The organism is Streptomyces sp. NPDC048604 (genome assembly GCF_043199435.1).
Lineage (GTDB): Bacteria > Actinomycetota > Actinomycetes > Streptomycetales > Streptomycetaceae > Streptomyces.
Genome location: NZ_JBICVX010000017.1, coordinates 68115 through 90639 on the forward strand (window position 1 = coordinate 68115; position 22525 = coordinate 90639).

Below are 22525 nucleotides of genomic sequence, written 5' to 3' on the forward strand. Positions count from 1 at the left end.
ACACGGAGCCGGGGCGGGGGGGGGGGGGGCGGGGCCCCCCCCCCCCCCCCCCCGGGGGCCCCCCCCCCCCCCCCCCCCCCGCCCCGGCTCCCGGCTCAAGCCGCTCGCCGTCAGCCCGCGTCCGCCGCCAGGAACTGGGTCGCCGCGAGCTCCCCGTACAGGGCGTCGCCGGCCACCAGCTCCGCATGGGTGCCCACGGCCCGCACCCGGCCCGCGTCCATCACCACGATGCGGTCCGCCAGCGTCACCGTCGACAGCCGGTGCGCCACCACCAGGACCGTCGTCTCACGGGCCGCCTCGGCCACCGCGTCCCGCAGCGCCAGTTCGTTGACCGCGTCCAGCTGCGAGGTCGCCTCGTCCAGGAGCAGCAGCCGGGGCCTGCGCAGCAGCGCCCGGGCGATGGCGACGCGCTGCCGCTCACCACCGGAGAGCTTCGAGCCGCGATGGCCGACCACCGTGTCCAGGCCCTGCGGCAGCCGCTCCACGAGCCCGTCGAGCCGGGCCCGCACCAGCACCTCCGCCAGCTCCGCCTCCGTGGCCTCCGGCGCGGCGAACAGCAGGTTCTCGCGCAGCGTGCCGGACAGCACCGGCGCGTCCTGCTCCACGTACCCGATCGCCGCCCGCAGCTCCGCCAGCGGCCAGTCCCGCACATCCTTGCCGTCGACCAGGATCCGCCCGCCGGTCGCCTCGTAGAACCGCTCGATCAGCCCGAACACGGTCGTCTTGCCCGCGCCCGACGGCCCGACGAACGCGGTCATGCCCGCGCCCGGCACCGTGAACGAGACGCCCTGATGGACCGGCGGCAGATCCTCACGGTACGCGAACGACACGTCCTCGAAGACCACCGACGCCGAGGGCCCGCTCACCGCCGGCGCCCGCGGACCGGCACCTTCCGCCTCCTCCGTCTCCAGCCGCTCCGCCTCCAGGATCCGGGCGATCGCCGCCGAGCCCACCTGGTACTGCGTCGCCGCCTCGACCAGCTTCGAGACCGGCTCGATCAGGTAGAAGAGAAACAGCAGGAAGGCGATCAGCGAGGACACCGATATCGCGCCCGACGCGACCCGCGCCCCGCCGATCCCCAGCACCGCCAGGAACGACACCTGCACCGCGAGCCCGATCGACGAGCCCGCCAGCGACTGCCACTTCGCCGACTTCACGCCGTGCCGCCAGGCCCGCTCGGCCGCCGCGTCGACCACCGCCGTCTCCCGGACCTCCGCCCCCGACGCCTTGATCGTCCGGAACGCGCCGAACGCCCGCTCCAGCACGGTGGAGATCTCGCCGACCGCCTCCTGCGAGCGCCGCGTCGCCGCGGAGATCTTCGGCATCAGCAACGCCACCGCCCCGCCGATCAGCACGATCACCCCGAGCGTCACGCCCAGCAGCACCGGGTCCATCAGCGCCATCATCACGAGCGTGGCGAGGAACGCCAGACCGCCCGTCGCCGCCGACACCACCGACTGCGTCGTGACGGCGCGCAGCAGCGTCGTGTCGGAGGTGACCCGGGACATCAGGTCGCCGGGCTGGGTCTTCTCCACCTCCGGCAGCCGCAGCCGCAGCAGCCGCCCGATCAGGGTGCGGCGGGCGGCGAGCACCACGGACTCCGCGGTGCGCTCCAGGACGTACGAGCCGAGCGCCTCCACGGCCGTGCCGAACACCACGAGGGCGGTGAGGGCGAGAATGACGGCCGTGATCGACCGGCCCTCCCCGAGCCGGTCCACCAGTTCCTTCGCCGCGAGCGGCTGGGCGAGCCCGCTCGCCGCCCCGATCAGGGCCAGCAGCGCGCCGAGCGCCACGGCCCCGCGGTGCGGCCGGAAGTGCCCGTACAGGGCACGCCACACCTCGCGGGCGGGCACGTCGGGCGAGGCGGAGGGGTCTGCGGGGCGGCCGGGATCTCCGGCGTACTCGATGCTCACACGCGTCAGGACGCAGAACCCGTCCCCGTGCCTGACGCCGGGTGAGGACGGGTCAGCCGCGCACTCCGCACAGGTGCAGCAGCGCCGCGACCCGGCGGTACGGGTCCGTGCGGGCGGCCCGCTCCTCGGCGGCCAGCAGCCGCTCCAGCTCGTCCGCGGCCGGCAGTCCGGCGTCGTGCGGCAGGCCGTCGGTGAAGACCCGCACCCCGTACCAGGCGTGCAGCGGCGCCGCGATGCCGGCGAGGGTCGAGGTCAGCGCGCCGAGCCGGTCCGCGCGCACCGGCGCGCCGTACCGGTCCGCGTACGCGTCCGACTCGAAGGCCGCGAGCGCGCCCGGCCAGTCCCCGGCGAGCCCCGGCCGCATCGCCAGGGCCTCCGCGTTCCGCACCACGAGGGACAGCAGGCCGCCGGGGGCCAGCATCCGGGCCAGGCCGGCGAGCAGACCGTCCGGCTCCGGCACGTACATCAGTACGCCGTGGCAGAGCACCACGTCGAAGCTGCCCGGCAGGAAGTGCACGCCGGTGTCGCGGCCGTCGCCCTCGATCAGCCGGACCCGCTCGCGGATCCCGGCCGGCTCGCCGGCCAGCGCCTCACGGGCGGTCTTGAGCAGCTCGGGGTCGGCCTCCAGGCCGGTCACGGTGTGGCCGGCCCGGGCCAGGCGCAGCAGCTGCGCGCCGTGGCCCATGCCGACGTCGAGGATCCGCAGCCGCTGCCCCACGGGGTAGCGGGCGGCGAGCTGCTCGTCGAGCTGCCGGGCGATCAGCTCGTGCCGGACGGCGTCACGCAGCCCGGCACGGCCGAGGGCGGCCGCGTTCGGGTCCGGCGGGAAGTCCTCCGCGCTCAGGGCCGCTCTCCGCGCTTGACCTGAGGCTTCGGAAGCCGCAGCCGGCGCATCTGGAGGGTGCGCATGAGGCCGTAGGCCACCGCGCCGCGCTTCGGCTCGTTCGGGAAGCGCTCGTTCAGCTGCTTGCGCAGCCGGAAGGAGAGGAACACCGAGTCGATCACGATCATGACGATGATGCCGAGCCACAGCACCAGCGAGATCTGCTGGAGGTTGCCCGCGCGGATCATCGACAGCACGAGGATCACCACGGCCATCGGCAGGAAGAACTCCGCGACGGCGAAGCGCGAGTCGACGTAGTCGCGGACGAAACGGCGGACCGGGCCCTTGTCGCGGACGGGCAGGTAGCGCTCGTCACCGCTGCTCAGGGCCTCGCGCTGCTTCGCCAGCTCCTGGCGGCGCACCTCGCGCTGACGCTTCATGGCGTCCTTGCGGTCCGTCGGCGCTGTCTGCGCGCGTCGGCGCTGGGTCTGGGCCTCACTCCGCTTCGGGGTCGGGCGGCCCTTCGGGGCCTCGGGGTCGCGGGGCTGCTTGGAGAGGTCCGCCGTCACCTGGTCGGTGGGGGCCTTCTCATCCTTCGAACGGCTACGGAACACAAGGCCAAGGGTACGTGCTGACAGGAGTAGACCCCAGTGCGGGCGGGAACGATCCGCTAACGGCGTGCGTCTGTCCATGTAAGTCCGGACGACCCGTGCGCTTCCCTGACCCGTTCCTCCACCCTGGGCGGGATACGGGGCCCGCGCAGTCGTCCTTGGGGAGGAGCGCATCCGGCCCCGAACAGTGCGGTAATGGAGGCAGGAACCGTACTGTGGGTTCTGTTGGAGTGCTTGAGCCGAGTCCGTCAGAAGGGGGCGCGCGAAGCCCATGAGCGGTGTCATGAAGCGTATGGGGATGATCTTCCGCGCGAAGGCAAACAAGGCCCTTGACCGGGCCGAGGATCCGCGCGAGACCCTCGATTACTCCTACCAGAAGCAGCTGGAGCTGCTGCAGAAGGTGCGCCGGGGCGTGGCCGATGTCGCGACCTCGCGCAAGCGCCTGGAGCTGCAGCTGAACCAGCTCCAGAGCCAGTCCGCCAAGCTGGAGGACCAGGGCCGCAAGGCGCTGGCGCTCGGCCGCGAGGACCTCGCCCGCGAGGCGCTGTCCCGGCGGGCCGCGCTGCAGCAGCAGGTCTCCGACCTGGAGGTGCAGCACCAGACGCTGCAGGGCGAGGAGGAGAAGCTGACGCTCGCCTCCCAGCGGCTGCAGGCCAAGGTCGACGCCTTCCGCACCAAGAAGGAGACCATCAAGGCCACCTACACCGCGGCCCAGGCCCAGACCCGGATCGCGGAGTCCTTCTCGGGCATCTCCGAGGAGATGAGCGACGTCGGCGTGGCGATCCAGCGCGCCGAGGACAAGACCGCCCAGCTGCAGGCCCGGGCCGGCGCGATCGACGAGCTGCTGGCCTCCGGCGCCCTGGACGACCACTCCGGGCTCGCCAAGGACGACATCCAGGCCGAGCTGGACCGGCTCTCCGGTGGCACGGACGTCGAGCTGGAGCTCCAGCGGATGAAGGCGGAGCTGGCCGGCGGACCTTCCGCCTCGCAGCAGGCCATCGAGGGCGGTACGCAGGACCAGGCGCAGTCCCAGTCCTCGCAGCAGTCCTCCCGGCCGCGGTTCGACAAGCAGTAGCCCCGACACGAGCGTAAGGACGCGTCATGATCGTGAGGATCATGGGGGAGGGCCAGTGGGAAGTGGCGGACAGCCACTTCCCCGAGCTCAACAAGCTCGACGACGAACTGCTCGCCGAGATGGAGAGCGGCGACGGGGAGGCCTTCCGCCGCACCCTCGCCGCCCTCCTCGACGCGATCCGCCGGCTCGGCGAACCGCTGCCGGACGAAGCCCTCGAACCCTCCGAGCTGATCCTTCCGTCCCCGGACGCCACCCTCGCCGAGGTCCGTGAACTCCTCTCCGACGACGGCCTGATCCCAGGCTGACGCCGGCAGCCCCGCACTCCGGCCCGACGCCCCGCCCGCCCCCTCCGGGGCGGCGGGGCGTCGGCGCGTTCCGCCCCGCGGCCCGTGCCCCGTACCGTTGCTCGACGTGACGCCAATCGGAAGCGGGCTCTCCCGGAGTCGGGACTGGCTCCGCGCGCATCCCACCGCCTTCGACGCGGGCCTCGCCCTCGCCGTGCTCATCGCCATGATCACCGGCTCCTTCGCCGACCCGCACGGCGGCCCCAACGGCCCCACCTTCGGCACCCGCAGCCCCTCGGCGGTCAGCGTGGCGTTCATGGTGTGCGGCGCCGCCGCGCTCGTCCTGCGCCGGCGCGCACCGCGGGCCGTGCTCGCCGCGACGGTCGCCATCAGCCTGGCCGAGCTGGTCGTCGAGGACCCGCGGGCGCCCGTCGCGATGAGCGCGGTGGTCGCGCTGTACACCGTCGCCTCGCGCACCGACCGGCCCACCACCTGGCGGGTCGGCCTGGTCACCATGACCGTGCTGACCTGCTCGGCGATGTCCTTCGGCTCCTCGCCCTGGTACTCCCAGGAGAACATCGGGCTGTTCGCCTGGACCGGCATGGCGGCCGCCGCCGGCGACGCCGTGCGCAGCCGGCGGGCCTTCGTCGCCGCCATCCGCGAGCGGGCCGAGCGCGCCGAGCGCACCCGCGAGGAGGAGGCCCGGCGGCGGGTCGCCGAGGAGCGGCTGCGCATCGCCCGCGATCTGCACGATGTGGTCGCCCACCACATCGCCCTGGTCAACGTGCAGGCCGGGGTCGCCGCGCACGTCATGGACAAGCGCCCCGACCAGGCCAAGGAGGCCCTCGCGCACGTACGGGAGGCCAGCCGCTCCGCGCTCGACGAGCTGCGCGCCACGGTCGGGCTGCTGCGCCAGTCCGGCGACCCGGAGGCCCCCACCGAGCCGGCCCCCGGCCTCGCCCGCCTCGACGAACTGCTCGACACCTTCCGCAACGCCGGACTGCCCGTCGAGCTGGCCCGCACCGACGACGACGGCGGCCTGCCGGCGGCCGTCGACCTCGCCGCGTACCGGATCATCCAGGAGGCCCTGACCAACGTGCGCAAGCACGCCGGGCCGGACGCCCGCGCCGAGGTCAGCGTCGTCCGCGTGGGCCGCACCGTGGAGATCACCGTCCTCGACGACGGCGCCCCGCAGCCCGCCGCCGAGGACGCCGTCCCGGTCGGCGGCCACGGCCTGGTCGGCATGCGCGAACGGGCCGGCGCCCTCGGCGGCGCGCTGACCGCGGCCCCCCGGTACGGCGGCGGCTTCCGCGTGCAGGCGATACTGCCGGTGACCGCCCGCACCGGGGCGGACGGGGAGGACGCATGACCATCCGGGTACTGCTCGCCGACGACCAGGCCCTGCTCCGCAGCGCCTTCCGGGTCCTGGTCGACTCCGAACCCGACATGGAGGTCGTCGGGGAGGCCGCCGACGGCGCGCAGGCCGTCGTGCTCGCCCGCTCCACCAAGGCCGACGTCGTCCTGATGGACATCCGGATGCCCGGCACCGACGGACTGGCCGCCACCCGCGAGATCACCGCCGACCCGGAGCTCTCCCACGTCCGGATCGTCATGCTGACGACCTTCGAGGTGGACGAGTACGTGGTGCAGTCGCTGCGCGCTGGCGCGTCCGGCTTCCTCGGCAAGGGCGCCGAACCGGAGGAACTGCTCAACGCCATCCGGATCGCCGCGGCCGGCGAGGCCCTGCTCTCCCCGGCCGCCACCAAGGGGCTGATCGCCTCCTTCCTCGCCCAGGGCGGCGGGACGGACGGCGCCGACGGCGCGCGGGCGCACTCGGCGCGGCTGGCCGCGCTGACCGGCCGCGAGACGGAGGTGCTGGTCCTCGTCGCGGGCGGGCTGTCGAACGACGAGATCGCCGACCGCCTCGAGGTCAGCCCGCTCACCGTCAAGACGCATGTGAACCGGGCGATGGCCAAGCTGGGCGCCCGCGACCGGGCGCAATTGGTGGTCATCGCGTACGAATCGGGCCTGGTACGTCCAAGGGTGGAGTAGCCCGAGCGCCCGGCGTACTCCGAACGCGGTATGCGCGGGATAAGGATCTGGACCTGGGGCCGACGGAACGGCCCGCTCCGTGGCCGAGGGTATAAGCGGGCACCTGACTGAGCGCTTCGGGCGGGGCGCCCGCTTCCTGCGTACGTACGCCACAGAAGAGAGACCCCATGTCCTGGCTGTCCAGATTCAGCCTCGCGCAACGGGCCCTGATAGGGCTGATGTCGATCGTGGCGATCGTCTTCGGTGCGATCGCCATCCCGCAGCTCAAGCAGCAGCTCCTGCCCTCCATCGAACTGCCGATGGTGTCGGTCCTCGCCCCCTACCAGGGCGCGTCCCCGGACGTGGTCGAGAAGCAGGTCGTCGAACCGCTCGAGAACACCCTGAAGGCCGTCGACGGCATCAAGGGCATCACGGCCACCGCCTCCGAGGGCAACGCCGTCATCATGGCCACCTTCGACTACGGCGACGAGGGCACCAAGCAGCTCGTGGCCGACGTCCAGCAGGCCGTCAACCGGGCCCGGATCGCCCTGCCCGACTCCGTCGACCCGCAGGTCGTGGCCGGCTCCACGGACGACATCCCCACCGTCGTCCTCGCCGTCACCTCCGGCAAGGACCAGCAGGCGCTGGCCGACCAGCTGCAGCGCACGGTCGTCCCCGCCCTGGAGGACATCGACGGCGTCGGCCAGGTCTCCGTCGACGGCGTCCAGGAGCTCCAGGTCTCCGTCACCCCCGACGACGCGAAGCTCGCGGCCGCCGGGTTCAACGCCATGACCCTCGCCGAGGCCCTCAAGGCCGGCGGCGCGACCATCCCGGCCGGCTCCTTCTCCGAGGCCGGCAAGAGCCGCACCGTGCAGGTCGGCGGCGGCTTCACCTCGCTGCAGCAGATCCAGGACCTGCGGCTCACCCCGCCGACCGGCACGGTCGGCAGCCGGGCCGACGCCGACAAGGCCCCGCAGCCGGTCCGGCTCGGCGACGTGGCGACCGTGAAGCAGCAGGAGTCCGCCCGCGCCTCCATCACCCGTACCAACGGCAAGCCCAGCCTCGCCGTGATGGTCACCATGGACAAGGACGGCAGCGCCGTCGCCATCTCCGAGGCCGTCAAGGACACGCTGCCCGAGCTGCGGGCGGACCTCGGCTCCGGCGCCGAGCTGACCGTCGTCTCCGACCAGGGCCCGGCGGTCTCCAAGTCCATCTCCGGCCTCACCACGGAGGGCGCGCTCGGCCTGCTCTTCGCGGTGATCGTGATCCTGGTGTTCCTCGCCTCGATCCGCTCCACCCTCGTCACCGCGGTCTCCATCCCGCTGTCGGTGGTGCTGGCGCTGATCGTCCTGTGGACCAGGGACCTCTCCCTGAACATGCTCACCCTGGGCGCGCTCACCATCGCCATCGGCCGCGTCGTCGACGACTCGATCGTGGTCCTGGAGAACATCAAGCGGCACCTCGGCTACGGCGAGGAGCGCCAGGCGGCGATCATCACCGCGGTGCGCGAGGTGGCCGGCGCGGTCACCTCCTCCACCCTCACCACCGTCGCCGTCTTCCTGCCGATCGGTCTGGTCGGCGGCATGGTCGGCGAGCTGTTCGGCTCGTTCAGCCTGACCGTGACGGCGGCGCTGCTCGCCTCGCTGCTGGTCTCCCTGACGGTCGTGCCGGTGCTGTCGTACTGGTTCCTGCGCGCCCCCAAGGGCACCTCCGAGGACCCGGACGAGGCGCGCCGCGTGGCGGAGGAGAAGGAGGCCCGGAGCCGCATGCAGCGCATGTACGTCCCGGTCCTGCGCTTCGCGACCCGCCGCCGGCTCACCAGCGTGGCGATCGCGATCGTCGTCCTGATCGGCACCTTCGCCATGGCCCCGCTGCTGAAGACCAACTTCTTCGACCAGGGCGAGCAGGAGATCCTCTCCGTCAAGCAGGAGCTGGCCCCCGGCACCAGCCTGAGCGCGGCCGACGAGGCCGCGAAGAAGGTCGAGAAGGTGCTCGGCTCCACCAAGGGCGTCGAGGACTACCAGGTCACCGTCGGCTCGTCCGGCTTCATGGCCGCCTTCGGCGGCGGCACCGGCGCCAACCAGGCCTCGTACCAGGTCAAGCTGGCGGACTCGGCCTCGTACGAGAAGGTCCGCGAGGCGATCGACACCGAGCTGGCCAAGCTGGACGGCATCGGCGACACCACCATCGCGGCCGGCGACGGCTTCAACAACCAGGACCTCAGCGTCGTCGTCAAGGCGGGCGACCGCGACGTCCTGCAGAAGGCGTCCGAGGCCGTGCGCGCCGAGGTCGCGAAGCTCGACGACGTCACCGACGTCCAGAGCGACCTGGCCCAGTCCGTCCCGCGGATCTCGGTCAAGGCGACCCCGAAGGCGGCCGAGGCCGGCTTCAACGACACCACCCTCGGCCTGGCCGTGGCCCAGGCGGTCCGCGGCACCCCGGCCGGCACGGCGACCCTCGACGACACCGAGCGGGACGTCGTCATCACCTCGGCCAAGCCCGCCACCACCATGGCGCAGCTCAAGGCGCTGCCGCTCGGCCCGGTGAAGCTCGGCGACATCGCCGAGGTGAAGCTGGTGCCGGGCCCGGTCTCGATGACCCGGATCGACGGCGCCCGCGCCGCGACGATCAGCGCCAAGCCGACCGGCGACAACACCGGCGCGGTCAGCACCGAACTCCAGTCGAAGATCAACGCCCTGGATCTGCCGGAGGGCGCGACCGCGTCCATCGGCGGCGTCTCGGAGGACCAGTCGGAGGCCTTCCTCCAGCTCGGCCTGGCGATGCTCGCGGCGATCGCGATCGTCTTCATGCTGCTGGTCGCGACCTTCAAGTCGCTGATCCAGCCGCTGATCCTGCTGGTCTCCATCCCGTTCGCGGCGACCGGCGCGCTCGGCCTGCTGGTGATCACCGGCACCGCGATGGGCGTCCCGGCGATGATCGGCATGCTGATGCTGATCGGCATCGTGGTCACCAACGCGATCGTGCTGATCGACCTGATCAACCAGTACCGCGCACAGGGCCTCGGCATCGTCGAAGCGGTCGTCGAGGGCGGCCGGCACCGGCTCCGCCCGATCCTGATGACGGCCCTGGCGACGATCTTCGCGCTGCTCCCGATGGCGCTCGGTGTCACCGGTCAGGGCGGCTTCATCGCCCAGCCGCTGGCGGTGGTCGTGATCGGCGGCCTGGTCACCTCGACCCTGCTGACCCTCCTCCTGGTCCCGACCCTCTACGCGATGGTGGAGCTCCGCAAGGAGCGCCGCGCGAAGAAGAAGGCGGCCAAGCGCGCCAAGAAGAACGGCGACGGCCTCGACAACCCGGAGCAGCCGGAGACGACCCCGCTGGAGGGCTCGCTCCTGGACGCCTGACCCGCCGGCGCACACGACGGTGCCCCGCAGCCGCCCGGCTGCGGGGCACCGTTCGTTCCCGGGTGACGTCGTTCCCCGGGGTGACGTCGTCCCGGGGTTACGGAAGCGCCAGCATCCGCTCCAGGGCGAGCTTGGCGAAGCTCTCCGTCTCCTTGTCGACCTCGATGCGGTTGACCAGGTTGCCCTCGGCCAGCGACTCCAGGGTCCAGACCAGGTGCGGCAGGTCGATGCGGTTCATCGTGGAGCAGAAGCAGACCGTCTTGTCGAGGAAGACGATCTCCTTGCCCTCCGGGGCGAATCGGTTCGCCAGGCGGCGGACCAGGTTCAGCTCCGTGCCGATCGCCCACTTCGAGCCGGCCGGGGCCGCCTCCAGGGTCTTGATGATGTACTCCGTCGAGCCGACGTAGTCGGCCGCGGCGACGACCTCGTGCTTGCACTCCGGGTGGACCAGGACGTTCACGCCCGGGACCCGCTCGCGGACGTCGTTGACCGAGTCCAGCGAGAAGCGGCCGTGCACCGAGCAGTGCCCGCGCCACAGGATCATCTTGGCGGCGCGCAGCTCCTCGGCGGTCAGGCCGCCGTTCGGCTTGTGCGGGTTGTAGACCACACAGTCGTCCAGGGACATGCCCATGTCGCGGACGGCGGTGTTCCGGCCCAGGTGCTGGTCCGGCAGGAAGAGCACCTTCTCGCCCTGCTCGAAGGCCCAGTCGAGCGCCTTCTTCGCGTTGGAGGACGTGCAGATGGTGCCGCCGTGCTTGCCGGTGAAGGCCTTGATGTCGGCCGAGGAGTTCATGTACGAGACGGGCACGGTGACGTCGGCGATGCCGGCCTCGGTCAGCACGTCCCAGCACTCGGCGACCTGCTCGGCGGTGGCCATGTCGGCCATGGAGCAGCCGGCGGCCAGGTCGGGCAGCACGACCTTCTGGTCGTCGTCGGTGAGGATGTCGGCCGACTCGGCCATGAAGTGCACACCGCAGAAGACGATGTACTCGGCCTCCGGACGGGCGGCCGCGTCACGGGCGAGCTTGAAGGAGTCGCCGGTGACGTCGGCGAACTGGATGACCTCGTCGCGCTGGTAGTGGTGGCCGAGGACGAAGACCTTGTCGCCGAGCTTCTCCTTGGCCGCGCGGGCGCGCGCCACCAGGTCCGGGTCGGACGGCGAGGGCAGGTCGCCCGGGCACTCCACGCCACGCTCGCTCTTGGGGTCGGCGTCACGGCCGAGCAGCAGCAGGGCGAGCGGCGTCGGCTGGACGTCCAGGGGCTGGGCGGTGGTCACGTCACGCACCCTTTCTTCTTCGGCGGAGATCGTTTCTGCGACAGACGCAGGTCGTCGGCGGCGGTTTCGCTTATCGTCGAAATGACGCTATCTATCATAACTGCTTCACGTCACTTTGACGATGGCCATAGTGTCGGTGTGACGAATTCCCCGTCGCCGTCGCGGTGCCTCTACTTCCGGCGGTGTGCGAGCATGAAGGGGAAAGACTAGGGCTCCACCCGGAATGGATCCGGGGCCCCGCCGGTTGCAAACGTCGGCAAGCAGTCTCCGTACAAACCGGGAGAGAAGCAGATGTCCGTATCGGACGAGAAGACCACTGTCAGCGACGGCATCCTCCTGTCCGACGCCGCCGCGGCCAAGGTCAAGGGCCTGCTCGAGCAGGAAGGCCGCGACGACCTCGCGCTGCGCGTCGCCGTACAGCCCGGTGGCTGCTCCGGCCTCCGTTACCAGCTCTTCTTCGACGAGCGCTCGCTCGACGGCGACGTCGTCAAGGACTTCGACGGCGTCAAGGTCGTCACCGACCGCATGAGCGCCCCGTACCTCGGCGGCGCCTCGATCGACTTCGTCGACACCATCGAGAAGCAGGGCTTCACGATCGACAACCCGAACGCCACGGGCTCCTGCGCCTGCGGCGACTCGTTCAGCTAGGCCGTACGTACGCCGAAGGCGGCGGTCCGGGGATCCCGGGCCGCCGCCTTCGGCGTGTCCGCGTGCTGCTTCCGCGTGCTACTTCGGTCCCTGCCGCGGTACCAGCGCTCCGCTCGCCGCGTCCACGACCTGCCGGTCGCCCAGCGGCGCCTTCAGCGTCACCGACTTGGTGATCTCCACGGCCATCATGATGCAGGCCCGGTCAGGCTGCCGCGGGGTCTCCGTGATCGTCAGCGTCACCCTGCCGGCGCTCTCCGCCGCCGTGAGCCCGTAGTCGCTGCACACCCCGCCCCAGAAGGTCGCGCTCAGTGTCCGCCCGGCGCCGTCCACCGCGTACGACTGGAGCTGCTGCGGCGGGGCCGCGTCGTCGGAGGGGATCGGCACCGGCTTCGTCGGGGCCGGCTTCGGCTTCGGGGTCAGGAACTCCGGCGCCACCGCCGTCTGCACCACCGTGTGCGTGGCCTCCGTGCCCTTCGGGGCGACCTCGAACAGCCAGGACGGCACCAGCGCCTCCCGGCCGCCGGCGAACTGCGCGGCCAGCCCGAGCACCGCCTTCGTCACGGTCAGCTCCTGCGCGGGGGCCCGTTCGAACGTCACCTGGCAGGGGGCCTCGGGCTTCGCCTTCCGCCCGTCCGAGGCGGCCGGCGGGTCCGTGGCGCAGCCGCCGATGTCCACCGGGCCCGTGCCCCGGGACGCCTCGTTCAGAGCGGCCAGGGCCTTCTCCGCGCCGATCACCGGGTACGTCGCCGACTTCACCGGCTCCTTCAGCCGCCCGCTGCCGCCGGCCAGCTCGCCGTCCGGGCCCACCCGCAGTCCGGTCGCCCAGCCGTACGTGGGCAGCCCGCCGAACACCGGGTCGGCGTTCACCACCCGCTCGTCGCCCATCACCTGGCCGGCGCGCACCTTGGCGTCGTCCTGGCCGAGGGCCTTGAGGACCGGCGCCGCGGCCGCCTTCGCCTGCGCCTCGCTCACCGGCGCGCCGCCGGGCAGCCGCTTCGCGCCCGGAGGCGCGCACTTCGTGCCCTCCAGACACGCGTCACTCCGCTGCGTGCCGCCCACCCGGGTGAACGTCCACGAACCCGGCGCGTCCACGGCCACGTCGAGCCGCGCGCCCGTGCCGTCCTTCTCCGGGGCGATCCGCCACTGCCCGCCGCTCAGCCGGGGCGTGCCCGAGACGCCCAGCGCCTTCGCCAGCTCGCTCACCTCGGCGGCGGTCACCTTGCCCTGCGGGCGCAGCACCGGAGCCTTGTCGGGGCCCTTCGGCAGGGTGCCGGACGCCTTGTACACCGAGCCGCTCGGGTCCGGTTCGCCCGGGGCGATCCCCGGGCCGCCCGGCGTGCCGCCGCGGGCGTCGAGCGCCAGGGGCGGGGGATCGCCGGCCGCGTCCGCGAGGGCCGCCTTGTCGTCCGCGGCGCCGCCCGCCGCGGTGCTCGCCCAGTACGCGCCGCCGCCGCCGACCAGCAGCGCGGCCGCCGCGACCGACGCCACGACCAGCCGGGACCGCCGCCGGGGCGCGTCGTCCGTGCCGCTCGCGACGGTCACGTCAGGTGTGTCGGGCGTGCCCGGCGTGTCCGGTGTGGGGTCCGTACCGCTCACCGCATCGCTCCTTCGTCCTTCGTGCTCCTCCGACAGGAGACACCGGTGGGACGGAACGGGCGGGCGAGCGGTTCCCTCGGACCGTCCGCTAGCCGCCGATCACGGCGTCGGCCAGCCGCGCCGAGGCGGGCGAGACGACAATCCGGTGGATCAGCGCGGGGGAGACGGGGGAGGGGGCGGCGTCCGAGGGGGTGACCCAGTGCGGGGCCATCCTGGCGCAGTCGCCGCGGAGCTCGGCCAGAGTGATCTCGGACTCGTCGCGCTCGCGGGGAGCGGTGTGGTTCGCCATAGGCGCACCGTAAGCATGTCCGGGCCGTCGAAAAAAGACCTACTCTGGGGTAGTTTCCGCTGTTCGGCGCGAACCCTCTCACCGGATAGCGTGGATCGTCAACGCCTTTTCGTATCCGTCAGGAGCGCCAGCCGTGCGTATCGCAGTCACCGGCTCCATCGCCACCGACCACCTCATGACCTTCCCCGGAAGGTTCGCCGACCAGCTCGTCGCGGACCAGCTGCACACGGTCTCGCTGTCCTTCCTGGTCGACAACCTCGATGTGCGCAGGGGAGGCGTGGGCCCGAACATCTGCTTCGGCATGGGCCAGCTCGGCGGCAACCCCATCCTCGTGGGCGCGGCCGGGTACGACTTCGACGAGTACCGCGCCTGGCTCGACCGGCACGGCGTGGACACCGACTCGGTCCGGATCTCCGAGGTGCTGCACACCGCCCGCTTCGTCTGCACCACGGACAAGGACCACAACCAGATCGGCTCCTTCTACACCGGCGCGATGAGCGAGGCCCGGCTGATCGAGCTCAAGGCCGTCGCCGACCGGGTCGGCGGGCTCGACCTGGTGCTCATCGGCGCGGACGACCCGGAGGCGATGCTCCGCCACACCGAGGAGTGCCGCACCCGGGGCATCCCGTTCGCCGCGGACTTCTCGCAGCAGATCGCCCGTATGAACGGCGACGAGATCCGCACCCTGCTCGACGGCGCCGCCTACCTCTTCTCCAACGAGTACGAGAAGGGCCTCATCGAGTCCAAGACCGGCTGGACCGAGCAGGAGATCCTCGGCCGGGTCGGGTGCCGCGTCACCACCCTCGGCTCGCGCGGCGTCCGCATCGAGCGGGTCGGCGAGCCGGCCATCGAGGTCGGCTGCCCGGAGGAGGAGGCCAAGGTCGACCCGACCGGCGTCGGCGACGCGTTCCGCGCGGGCTTCCTGACCGGGCTGCAGTGGGGCGTCGGCATGGAGCGCGCGGCTCAGGTCGGCTGCATGCTCGCCACGCTCGTGATCGAGACGCTGGGCACGCAGGAGTACACGCTGCGGCGCGCCCACTTCATGGACCGCTTCACCAAGGCGTACGGCCACGAGGCCGCGACGGAGGTCCGCACCCACCTGGGCTGACGCCCGGAGCGGTACGGGGCGGGCGCGGGGCGCGGAGGCGTTGCGGCCGATCGCGCGTCCCCGCGCTCCTGCGGCCGCTCACGACACGCGGCGGACGACGTAGGCCCTGCCGCCCTTCGGGGACGGCTGCTCGCCCACGTACTCCTGGCCTCGCATCTCGCACCAGGCCGGGATGTCGAGGCGGGCCGCCTCGTCGTCCGCCAGGACCGTGACCGTCGCGCCCACCGGGACGTCGCCGATCACCTTCGCCAGTTCGATCACCGGGATCGGGCAGCGCCGGCCCAGGGCGTCCACCACCAGGGTGTCCTCCGCCGGGCGGACCTCCGCCGCGGGGGCGCCCAGCTGCTCGCGGATCCCCGCCACCACGCCCGGCAGCACCTCCAGGAACCGGTCCACGTGCGCCTCCGTCGTGCCCGTCGGCAGCGACACGCGGACGTTCCCCTCGCTCAGCACGCCCATCGCGCGCAGCACATGGCTGGGCGTCAGCGTCGAGCTCGTGCACGAGGAACCGGACGAAACGGAGAAGCCGGCCCGGTCCAGCTCCGAGAGCACGGTCTCCCCGTCGACATAGAGACAGGAGAAGGTGACCAGGTGCGGCAGCCGCCGCACCGGGTCGCCCACCACCTCCACGTCCGGGACCAACTGCGGGACCCGCGTCCGGATACGGTCGACGAGGGCCCGCAGCCGGGCCGACTCCGCCGCCGCCTCGTCCCGTACCGCCCGCAGCGAGGCCGCCGCCGCCACGATCCCGGGGATGTTCTCGAAGCCCGGCGCCCGGCCCGACTCCCGTTCGTCCGCCGGGCCTTGGGCCGCGAACCGCACTCCCTTGCGCACCGCGAGCAGCCCCACCCCGGCCGGCCCGCCCCACTTGTGCGCGCTGCCCGCGAGCAGCGACCAGCCCTCCGCGACCCGGCCCCAGCCCAGCGACTGCGCCGCGTCCACGAGCAGCGGCACACCCGCCTCCCGGCACGCCGCGGCGACCTCGGCGACCGGCTGCTCGGTGCCCACCTCGTGGTTGGCCGACTGGAGGCAGGCCAGAGCGGTGTCCGGGGTCAGTGAGGCCGCGAAGGCCGCCGCGTCCACCGTCCCGTACCGGTCCACCGGCACCTGCGCCACCGACCCGCCGGCCGCCTCGTGCACCTCGCCGGCGTGCAGTACGGAGGAATGCTCCACCGCCGAGACCACCAGCCGGGACCCGACGCGCCGGCGGCCCGCGAGCGCCCCCGCGATCCCGGAGTGCACCGCGCGCGTCCCCGAAGGAGTGAACACCAGCTCGTCGGGGCGGCAGCCCACCGCCTCCGCCGCCGTCTCCCGCGCCGCGTCGAGCAGCAGCCGGGCGCGCCGCCCCTCCCGGTACAGCCGGGCCGGGTCGGCCCACCCCTCGTCCAGGGCGGCCTGCAGCGCCTGACGGGCGACGGGGTGCAGCGGAGCGGCGGAAGCGGCGTCGAAGTAAGGCATCCGGACACGCTAGCCCGCACCGGGCGAGGGGTCGTCAGTTGCCCTCGCCGCGCCGCCGATCCGTCCCCCGAAGGGGCACCTGCACCCCTCCCCGGAACGCGGCGGTCCACCCCTTCGGGGACTCGGACGGCGCGTTGGGCACCCTCCCCGCGCGACCCCAAATAGCGTCCAGTAGGGTTTGGTCCGCATAAACATCCAAACCCCTGCCCGCGGCCGGGGCGGCGACCGACCAGCGAGACGGACGGCCGTGGCCGACCTACGCGGGCCGAGACTCTCGGGAAGGCGCTACGTGAGTCCCAACGGCTCCGACCGCTCGTCGCGGCGCCCGATGCGGCGGAAGCTGCCGCAGGTGCTGACTGCGGGCCTGATCCTGGCGACAGCCACCGGCTGCTCGTACAACTGGGAAGACTTCCCCCGCCTGGGCATGCCCACCCCGGTGACCGAAGAGGCACCGCGGATCCTCTCCCTCTGGCAGGGCTCGTGGGCGGCAGCGCTCGCCACGGGCGTGCTGGTCTGGGGCCTGATCCTGTGGTCGGTCTTCTTCCACCGGCGCACGCGCACCAAGGTCGAGGTTCCTCCGCAGACCCGTTACAACATGCCCATCGAGGCCCTGTACACGGTGACGCCTCTCATCATCGTGTCGGTGCTCTTCTACTTCACCGCGCGCGACGAGTCGAAGCTCCTCTCACTCGCTCCCAAGCCCACCCACACCATCAACGTGGTCGGCTACCAGTGGAGCTGGGGCTTCAACTACATCGAGAACGTCCCCGGTGTGAAGGGCGATGCCCAGAAGGCCCCGAACCTGGCGGCCATCCCGGACAAGTTCCGGGAGGACTTCCCGGCCAACGCCGGCGGCGTCTACGACTTCGGCATCCCGGGCACCCGGAACCCGCAGACCGGCAACCCGGGCCCGACGCTGTGGCTGCCGAAGGGGGAGAAGGTCCGGTTCGTCCTGACCTCCCGTGACGTCATCCACTCCTTCTGGGTCGTCCCCTTCCTCATGAAGCAGGACGTCATCCCCGGGCACACCAACGCCTTCGAGGTGACCCCGACGCAGGAGGGCACCTTCATGGGCAAGTGTGCCGAGCTGTGCGGTGTCGACCACTCCCGGATGCTCCTCAACGTCAAGGTGGTCTCCCCGGAGCGCTACCAGCAGCACCTGAAGGAGCTGGCGGAGAAGGGGCAGACCGGCTACATCCCGTCGGGCATTGAGCAGACGGACCCGGCCAGGAATGCGGAGACGAACAAACTGTGAGCATCCTCAACGAACCCCAGGGTGCCGCCGCAGCGACCGACTCGTACGAGAACGAGCTGCCGGTACGGCGTAAGCAGCCCGGCAATGTCGTGGTGAAGTGGCTCACCACCACCGATCACAAGACGATCGGCACGCTCTACCTGGTCACGTCGTTCGTGTTCTTCTGCATCGGCGGTCTGATGGCGCTCTTCATGCGCGCCGAGCTGGCCCGTCCGGGTACGCAGATCATGTCGAACGAGCAGTTCAACCAGGCGTTCACGATGCACGGCACGATCATGCTGCTGATGTTCGCGACGCCGCTGTTCGCCGGTTTCGCGAACTGGATCATGCCGCTGCAGATCGGCGCGCCCGACGTGGCGTTCCCGCGGCTGAACATGTTCGCCTACTGGCTGTACCTCTTCGGCTCGATCATCGCGGTGGCCGGCTTCCTCACCCCGCAGGGTGCCGCCGACTTCGGCTGGTTCGCCTACTCCCCGCTGTCGGACGCGGTCCGCTCGCCGGGCGTCGGCGCCGACATGTGGATCATGGGTCTGGCCTTCTCCGGCTTCGGCACGATCCTCGGCTCGGTCAACTTCATCACCACGATCATCTGCATGCGCGCCCCGGGCATGACGATGTTCCGCATGCCGATCTTCGTCTGGAACGTGCTGCTGACCGGTGTCCTGGTCCTGCTCGCCTTCCCGGTCCTCGCCGCGGCGCTGTTCGCCCTGGAGTCGGACCGCAAGTTCGGGTCGCACATCTTCGACCCGTCCAACGGCGGCGCGCTGCTCTGGCAGCACCTGTTCTGGTTCTTCGGTCACCCCGAGGTGTACATCATCGCGCTGCCGTTCTTCGGCATCGTCTCGGAGATCATCCCGGTCTTCAGCCGCAAGCCGATGTTCGGTTACATCGGTCTGGTGGCCGCGACCATCGCGATCGCCGGTCTGTCCGTGACCGTGTGGGCCCACCACATGTACGTCACCGGCGGAGTGCTACTGCCGTTCTTCTCCTTCATGACGTTCCTCATCGCCGTACCGACCGGTGTGAAGTTCTTCAACTGGATCGGCACGATGTGGAAGGGCTCGCTGTCCTTCGAGACGCCGATGCTCTGGACGATCGGCTTCCTGGTCACCTTCACCTTCGGTGGTCTGACCGGCGTCATCCTGGCCTCGCCGCCGATGGACTTCCACGTCTCCGACTCGTACTTCGTGGTGGCCCACTTCCACTACGTGGTCTTCGGCACCGTCGTCTTCGCGATGTTCGCCGGCTTCCACTTCTGGTGGCCGAAGTTCACCGGCAAGATGCTGGACGAGCGCCTCGGCAAGATGACCTTCTGGACGCTGTTCATCGGCTTCCACGGCACGTTCCTGGTCCAGCACTGGCTGGGTGCCGAGGGCATGCCGCGCCGTTACGCGGACTACCTGGACGCCGACGGCTTCACCGCCCTGAACACGATCTCGACGATCTCCTCGTTCCTGCTCGGTCTGTCGATCCTGCCGTTCATGTACAACGTCTGGAAGACCGCCAAGTACGGCAAGAAGATCGAGGTCGACGACCCGTGGGGCTACGGCCGCTCGCTCGAGTGGGCGACCTCCTGCCCGCCGCCGCGGCACAACTTCCTCACCCTGCCGCGGATCCGGTCCGAATCCCCGGCGTTCGACCTGCACCACCCCGAGATCGCCGCTCTCGACCAGCTCGAGAACCACGGCAGCGAGAAGGCTCTCGCGGGTGAGAAGGAGACCGGCAAGTGAAGATCCAAGGCAAGATGTTCATCTGGCTGAGCGTCTTCATCCTCGCCATGGCCGTGCTCTACGGCGTGTGGTCGAAGGAGCCGGCCGGTACCACCGCGCTGTTCCTGGCGTTCGCCCTCTGCATCATGGTCGGCTACTACCTGGCCTTCACGGCCAAGCGGGTCGACGCCATGGCTCAGGACAACAAGGAGGCCGACGTCGCGGACGAGGCCGGTGAGGTCGGCTTCTTCGCGCCGCACAGCTGGCAGCCGCTGTCGCTGGCCGCCGGTGGCGCGCTGGCCTTCCTCGCCGTCGCGGTGGGCTGGTGGATCCTGTACTTCTCCGCTCCGCTGATCCTGGTCGGCATCTTCGGCTGGGTGTTCGAGTTCTACCGGGGCGAGAACCAGAACCAGTAGCACCGCGCAGTACCACCCCCGCGGCACCGCGGGTCCCCGAGGGGCCCGGACACTTCGTCAACGAAGTGTCCGGGCCCCTCGTTTGCACCACTGGGCGCGCTGCCGCGAAGGAATGTTCTTACGGTGATGTCATGAACGACACGCCGCGCATTCGGACTGTTTTCAGCTGCACCCTGCTCGCCGCCGCGGTGACCGCCGTGGCGAGCGGCTGCAGCGGTGCGGACGGCCATCCGCTGTCGGCGAAGCCTTACGACGCCACCAGCCAGGTCACCTTCAACACCCCCTCGGGGACCGGACGGGTGAACCCGGCCAAGCCCCTGGAGGTGACCGCCAAGGGCGGCGACGGCCGGATCACCGACGTCACCGCCGTCGACGAGGCGGGCCGCCATCTGGCCGGCGAACTCTCCGCGGACGGCGCCCGCTGGCGCTCCACGGCCTCTCTGACGGCCGGGACGCGTTACACCGTCCGGGTGGCCACCGAGGACGGCGACGGCGCCCCAGGCGTCCGTACGCTCGTGTTCGAGACGTCCCCGACCAAGGGGGCGCTGGTGGTGAAATTCGGCCCGGAGGCGGGCAAGTACGGCGTCGGGCAGCCGCTCACCGCCGAGCTGAACCGCCCGGTGAAGGGCAAGGCCGCCCGTGCGATCGTCGAGCGGGCCCTGAAGGTCCGCTCCAGCCCCGCCGTCGAGGGCGCCTGGTACTGGGTCGACGACAAGAAGCTGCACTACCGGCCGAAGGCGTACTGGCCCACCGGCACGGCGATCGAGGTCAGCGGCAACCTGGCAGGACTGAAGGTCGCCGACGGGCTGTACGGCGCCCCGGCCAAGCCGCTGAAGCTCACCATCGGCGACCGCATCGAGGCCGTCGCCGACGCCGGCTCGTACTCCATGACGGTCCGCAAGAACGGGAAAGTGATCAAAACCATTCCGGTGACCACCGGCAAACCGGGCTTCTCCACCCGCAACGGCATCAAGGTGGTGCTGGGCAAGGAGTACTTCGTCCGGATGCGCAGCACCACCGTCGGCATCGCGGACGGCAGCTCCGAGTCGTACGACCTGCCCGTCTACTACGCGACTCGGGTCACCTGGAGCGGTGAATACGTGCACGCCGCGCCCTGGTCCGTCGGCTCGCAGGGCTACGCCAACGTCAGCCACGGCTGTGTCGGCATGTCGACCGGCAACGCCCAGTGGTTCTTCGAGACCGTGCGCCCCGGCGACATCGTCCGCACGGTCAACAGCGCCGGCGCGACCATGGACACCTTCGGCAACGGCTTCGGCGACTGGAACATGCCCTGGGAGACGTGGGTCAAGGGCAGCGCCCTGACCGGGAACGCCGGAATCCAGGTGATCCCGGCCTCCACCGCCCGCCTGAAGCCCTCCGTCTGACCCCCGAAAGGGTTACGCGTCCACCGAGAGCCGGGCCCGCAGCAGCCCCGCCAGGGCGTCGGTGAAGTCCACCGGCTCCACCGGCAGGGTGACCGCCGCGTCCGCCCGGCTCCACGTGGCCAGCCAGGCGTCCTGGGGGCGCCCGATCAGCAGCAGCACCGGCGGGCACCGGAAGATCTCGTCCTTGATCTGCCGGCAGACGCCCATGCCGCCCGCCGGGACGGCCTCGCCGTCCAGGACGCAGACGTCGATCCCGCCCGCCTCCAGCCTCTTGAGGACCGCGGGCAGCGTCGCGCACTCGACGAACTCCACCGGGGGGACGTCGGAGGCGGGCCTGCGCCCGGCCGCCAGCCGCACCTGCTCCCGCGTGTTCGCGTCGTCGCTGTAGACCAGGACCGTGGCGCTCGACTGCATCGTTCCTCCGTGAAGGTCATCAACCGATGCGCCGGATGCTACTCCGACCCACACCCCGTCAACAGCCGTTCAACACCTGTTCGAAGGGTGCTTCGCTGGGCCGTTCGGGCTGGACACGAGGGCCTGACACTCCGAACGGCACCCCCCGGAGTGAGGGCGGGATAAGCGACCGACATAATGTCGGTCGTGGCGACAGCAACGACAGTAGATACCGGGCACGCGCACCCGTCGGTCAATCGACCGAACCTCACCAGCGTCGGAACCATCATCTGGCTGAGTTCCGAGCTGATGTTCTTCGCGGCCCTCTTCGCGATGTACTTCACCCTGCGATCCGTGATGGGTGCCGAGTTCTGGACGGAAAAGGCCGACGCCTTGAACTTCCCGTTCTCGGCGACCAACACCACGATCCTGGTGCTCTCCTCCCTCACCTGCCAGCTCGGCGTCTTCGCCGCGGAGCGGGGCGATGTGAAGAAGCTCCGGACGTGGTTCATCATCACGTTCGTGATGGGTGCGATCTTCATCGGCGGCCAGGTCTTCGAGTACACCGAGCTGGTCAAGCACGAGGGGCTCTCGCTCTCGTCGGACCCGTACGGCTCCGTGTTCTACCTGACCACCGGCTTCCACGGCCTGCACGTGACGGGCGGTCTCATCGCCTTCCTGCTGGTCCTGGGCCGGACGTACGCCGCCAAGAGGTTCACTCACGAGCAGGCAACCGCCGCCATCGTCGTGTCCTACTACTGGCACTTCGTCGATGTCGTCTGGATCGGCCTCTTCGCCACGATCTACATGATCAAGTAGTCGGGTCGCCGCCTCAGGCGAACCGAGACATCCAGCAACATCGACGCAGAAGATCCTGACACCGGGGTAAT

General features: G+C 71.1%; 20 protein-coding genes. 12 read left to right on the plus strand and 8 right to left on the minus strand.

Annotated elements, in window-relative coordinates; all coding sequences use genetic code 11:
- Positions 1-110 precede the first annotated feature (110 nt).
- The 3 genes from ACGFMM_RS29585 to ACGFMM_RS29595 form a co-directional block, all read right to left on the minus strand.
- A complete protein-coding gene (locus ACGFMM_RS29585; RefSeq protein WP_393649603.1) occupies positions 111-1853 on the minus strand; it encodes an ABC transporter ATP-binding protein in 1743 nt (580 codons plus the stop codon).
- A 112-nt stretch (positions 1854-1965) separates the two neighbouring features.
- Positions 1966-2673, minus strand: a complete 708-nt coding sequence (locus tag ACGFMM_RS29590; RefSeq protein WP_393649604.1) for a class I SAM-dependent methyltransferase — start codon at positions 2671-2673, stop codon at positions 1966-1968.
- Between the two features lie 80 nt (positions 2674-2753).
- The gene (locus ACGFMM_RS29595; RefSeq protein ID WP_393649525.1) at positions 2754-3350 is read right to left on the minus strand and encodes a DUF3043 domain-containing protein; all 597 of its coding nucleotides are present in this window, start codon (positions 3348-3350) and stop codon (positions 2754-2756) included.
- 268 nt (positions 3351-3618) lie between these two features.
- Between ACGFMM_RS29595 and ACGFMM_RS29600 the strand changes: the two genes are divergently transcribed.
- From ACGFMM_RS29600 to ACGFMM_RS29620, 5 genes are all read left to right on the plus strand, one after another.
- Positions 3619-4422, plus strand: coding sequence for a PspA/IM30 family protein (locus ACGFMM_RS29600; RefSeq protein ID WP_393649526.1), 804 nt, complete (start codon positions 3619-3621; stop codon positions 4420-4422).
- A gap of 26 nt (positions 4423-4448) precedes the next feature.
- Positions 4449-4727 carry a hypothetical protein gene (locus tag ACGFMM_RS29605; protein WP_393649527.1) on the plus strand — a complete coding sequence of 93 codons (279 nt, stop codon included), beginning with the start codon at positions 4449-4451 and terminating at the stop codon, positions 4725-4727.
- A gap of 97 nt (positions 4728-4824) precedes the next feature.
- Positions 4825-6075, plus strand: a complete 1251-nt coding sequence (locus ACGFMM_RS29610) for a sensor histidine kinase (protein ID WP_393649528.1) — start codon at positions 4825-4827, stop codon at positions 6073-6075.
- Positions 6072-6758: a response regulator gene (locus ACGFMM_RS29615; RefSeq protein WP_393649529.1), complete on the plus strand. Its 687-nt coding sequence runs from the start codon at positions 6072-6074 to the stop codon at positions 6756-6758. The genes ACGFMM_RS29610 and ACGFMM_RS29615 overlap by 4 nt, the downstream gene beginning before the upstream one ends.
- Before the next feature lie 167 nt (positions 6759-6925).
- Complete coding sequence (locus tag ACGFMM_RS29620) at positions 6926-10102, plus strand: efflux RND transporter permease subunit (protein WP_393649530.1); 3177 nt, start codon at positions 6926-6928, stop codon at positions 10100-10102.
- Between the two features lie 97 nt (positions 10103-10199).
- Here ACGFMM_RS29620 and nadA read toward each other — a convergent pair whose 3' ends face one another.
- A complete protein-coding gene (gene nadA, locus ACGFMM_RS29625) occupies positions 10200-11378 on the minus strand; it encodes a quinolinate synthase NadA (RefSeq protein WP_393649531.1) in 1179 nt (392 codons plus the stop codon).
- Between the two features lie 291 nt (positions 11379-11669).
- Here nadA and ACGFMM_RS29630 point away from each other — a divergent pair, with 291 nt between their 5' ends.
- Positions 11670-12026, plus strand: coding sequence for a HesB/IscA family protein (locus tag ACGFMM_RS29630; RefSeq protein WP_393649532.1), 357 nt, complete (start codon positions 11670-11672; stop codon positions 12024-12026).
- Positions 12027-12104: 78 nt separating this feature from the next.
- Here the strand turns inward: ACGFMM_RS29630 and ACGFMM_RS29635 are convergent, their stop codons facing one another.
- Together ACGFMM_RS29635 and ACGFMM_RS29640 are read right to left on the minus strand one after the other, a co-directional pair.
- Positions 12105-13568: a hypothetical protein gene (locus ACGFMM_RS29635; protein WP_393649605.1), complete on the minus strand. Its 1464-nt coding sequence runs from the start codon at positions 13566-13568 to the stop codon at positions 12105-12107.
- Between the two features lie 142 nt (positions 13569-13710).
- Positions 13711-13911 carry a hypothetical protein gene (locus tag ACGFMM_RS29640; protein ID WP_393649533.1) on the minus strand — a complete coding sequence of 67 codons (201 nt, stop codon included), beginning with the start codon at positions 13909-13911 and terminating at the stop codon, positions 13711-13713.
- 133 nt (positions 13912-14044) lie between these two features.
- Between ACGFMM_RS29640 and ACGFMM_RS29645 the strand changes: the two genes are divergently transcribed.
- Positions 14045-15019, plus strand: a complete 975-nt coding sequence (locus ACGFMM_RS29645) for a carbohydrate kinase family protein (protein ID WP_393649534.1) — start codon at positions 14045-14047, stop codon at positions 15017-15019.
- Between the two features lie 78 nt (positions 15020-15097).
- Here ACGFMM_RS29645 and ACGFMM_RS29650 read toward each other — a convergent pair whose 3' ends face one another.
- Positions 15098-16477, minus strand: coding sequence for a cysteine desulfurase/sulfurtransferase TusA family protein (locus tag ACGFMM_RS29650; protein WP_393649535.1), 1380 nt, complete (start codon positions 16475-16477; stop codon positions 15098-15100).
- A 289-nt stretch (positions 16478-16766) separates the two neighbouring features.
- Here ACGFMM_RS29650 and coxB point away from each other — a divergent pair, with 289 nt between their 5' ends.
- The 4 genes from coxB (at position 16767) to ACGFMM_RS29670 (ending at position 21242) form a co-directional block, all read left to right on the plus strand.
- Positions 16767-17732: a cytochrome c oxidase subunit II gene (coxB, locus tag ACGFMM_RS29655; protein ID WP_393649536.1), complete on the plus strand. Its 966-nt coding sequence runs from the start codon at positions 16767-16769 to the stop codon at positions 17730-17732.
- The gene (gene ctaD / locus ACGFMM_RS29660; RefSeq protein ID WP_393649537.1) at positions 17729-19462 is read left to right on the plus strand and encodes a cytochrome c oxidase subunit I; all 1734 of its coding nucleotides are present in this window, start codon (positions 17729-17731) and stop codon (positions 19460-19462) included. The genes coxB and ctaD overlap by 4 nt, the downstream gene beginning before the upstream one ends.
- A complete protein-coding gene (locus ACGFMM_RS29665; protein WP_393649538.1) occupies positions 19459-19857 on the plus strand; it encodes a cytochrome c oxidase subunit 4 in 399 nt (132 codons plus the stop codon). The genes ctaD and ACGFMM_RS29665 overlap by 4 nt, the downstream gene beginning before the upstream one ends.
- Positions 19858-19988: 131 nt before the next feature.
- Positions 19989-21242 carry an Ig-like domain-containing protein gene (locus ACGFMM_RS29670; RefSeq protein WP_393649539.1) on the plus strand — a complete coding sequence of 418 codons (1254 nt, stop codon included), beginning with the start codon at positions 19989-19991 and terminating at the stop codon, positions 21240-21242.
- A 12-nt stretch (positions 21243-21254) separates the two neighbouring features.
- On the opposite strand, the gene ACGFMM_RS29675 is transcribed toward ACGFMM_RS29670, so the two are convergent.
- Positions 21255-21656, minus strand: coding sequence for a hypothetical protein (locus tag ACGFMM_RS29675; protein WP_393649540.1), 402 nt, complete (start codon positions 21654-21656; stop codon positions 21255-21257).
- 177 nt (positions 21657-21833) lie between these two features.
- On the opposite strand from ACGFMM_RS29675, the gene ACGFMM_RS29680 reads away from it, so the two are divergent.
- On the plus strand, positions 21834-22454 hold the full coding sequence (locus ACGFMM_RS29680; protein WP_393649541.1) for a heme-copper oxidase subunit III: 621 nt from the start codon (positions 21834-21836) through the stop codon (positions 22452-22454).
- Positions 22455-22525: the final 71 nt, after the last annotated feature.

Excerpts from the sequence above, each read along its gene's own strand:
- ACGFMM_RS29680 (WP_393649541.1), top strand. The coding sequence starts at position 21,834 with ATGTCGGTCGTGGCGACAGCAACGACAGTAGATACCGGGCACGCGCAC.
- ACGFMM_RS29615 (WP_393649529.1), top strand. The coding sequence starts at position 6,072 with ATGACCATCCGGGTACTGCTCGCCGACGACCAGGCCCTGCTCCGCAGC.
- ACGFMM_RS29620 (WP_393649530.1), top strand. The coding sequence starts at position 6,926 with ATGTCCTGGCTGTCCAGATTCAGCCTCGCGCAACGGGCCCTGATAGGG.
- ACGFMM_RS29650 (WP_393649535.1), bottom strand. The coding sequence starts at position 16,477 with ATGCCTTACTTCGACGCCGCTTCCGCCGCTCCGCTGCACCCCGTCGCC.
- ACGFMM_RS29605 (WP_393649527.1), top strand. The coding sequence starts at position 4,449 with ATGATCGTGAGGATCATGGGGGAGGGCCAGTGGGAAGTGGCGGACAGC.
- ACGFMM_RS29600 (WP_393649526.1), top strand. The coding sequence starts at position 3,619 with ATGAGCGGTGTCATGAAGCGTATGGGGATGATCTTCCGCGCGAAGGCA.
- ACGFMM_RS29675 (WP_393649540.1), bottom strand. The coding sequence starts at position 21,656 with ATGCAGTCGAGCGCCACGGTCCTGGTCTACAGCGACGACGCGAACACG.
- ACGFMM_RS29640 (WP_393649533.1), bottom strand. The coding sequence starts at position 13,911 with ATGGCGAACCACACCGCTCCCCGCGAGCGCGACGAGTCCGAGATCACT.
- ACGFMM_RS29630 (WP_393649532.1), top strand. The coding sequence starts at position 11,670 with ATGTCCGTATCGGACGAGAAGACCACTGTCAGCGACGGCATCCTCCTG.
- ACGFMM_RS29670 (WP_393649539.1), top strand. The coding sequence starts at position 19,989 with ATGAACGACACGCCGCGCATTCGGACTGTTTTCAGCTGCACCCTGCTC.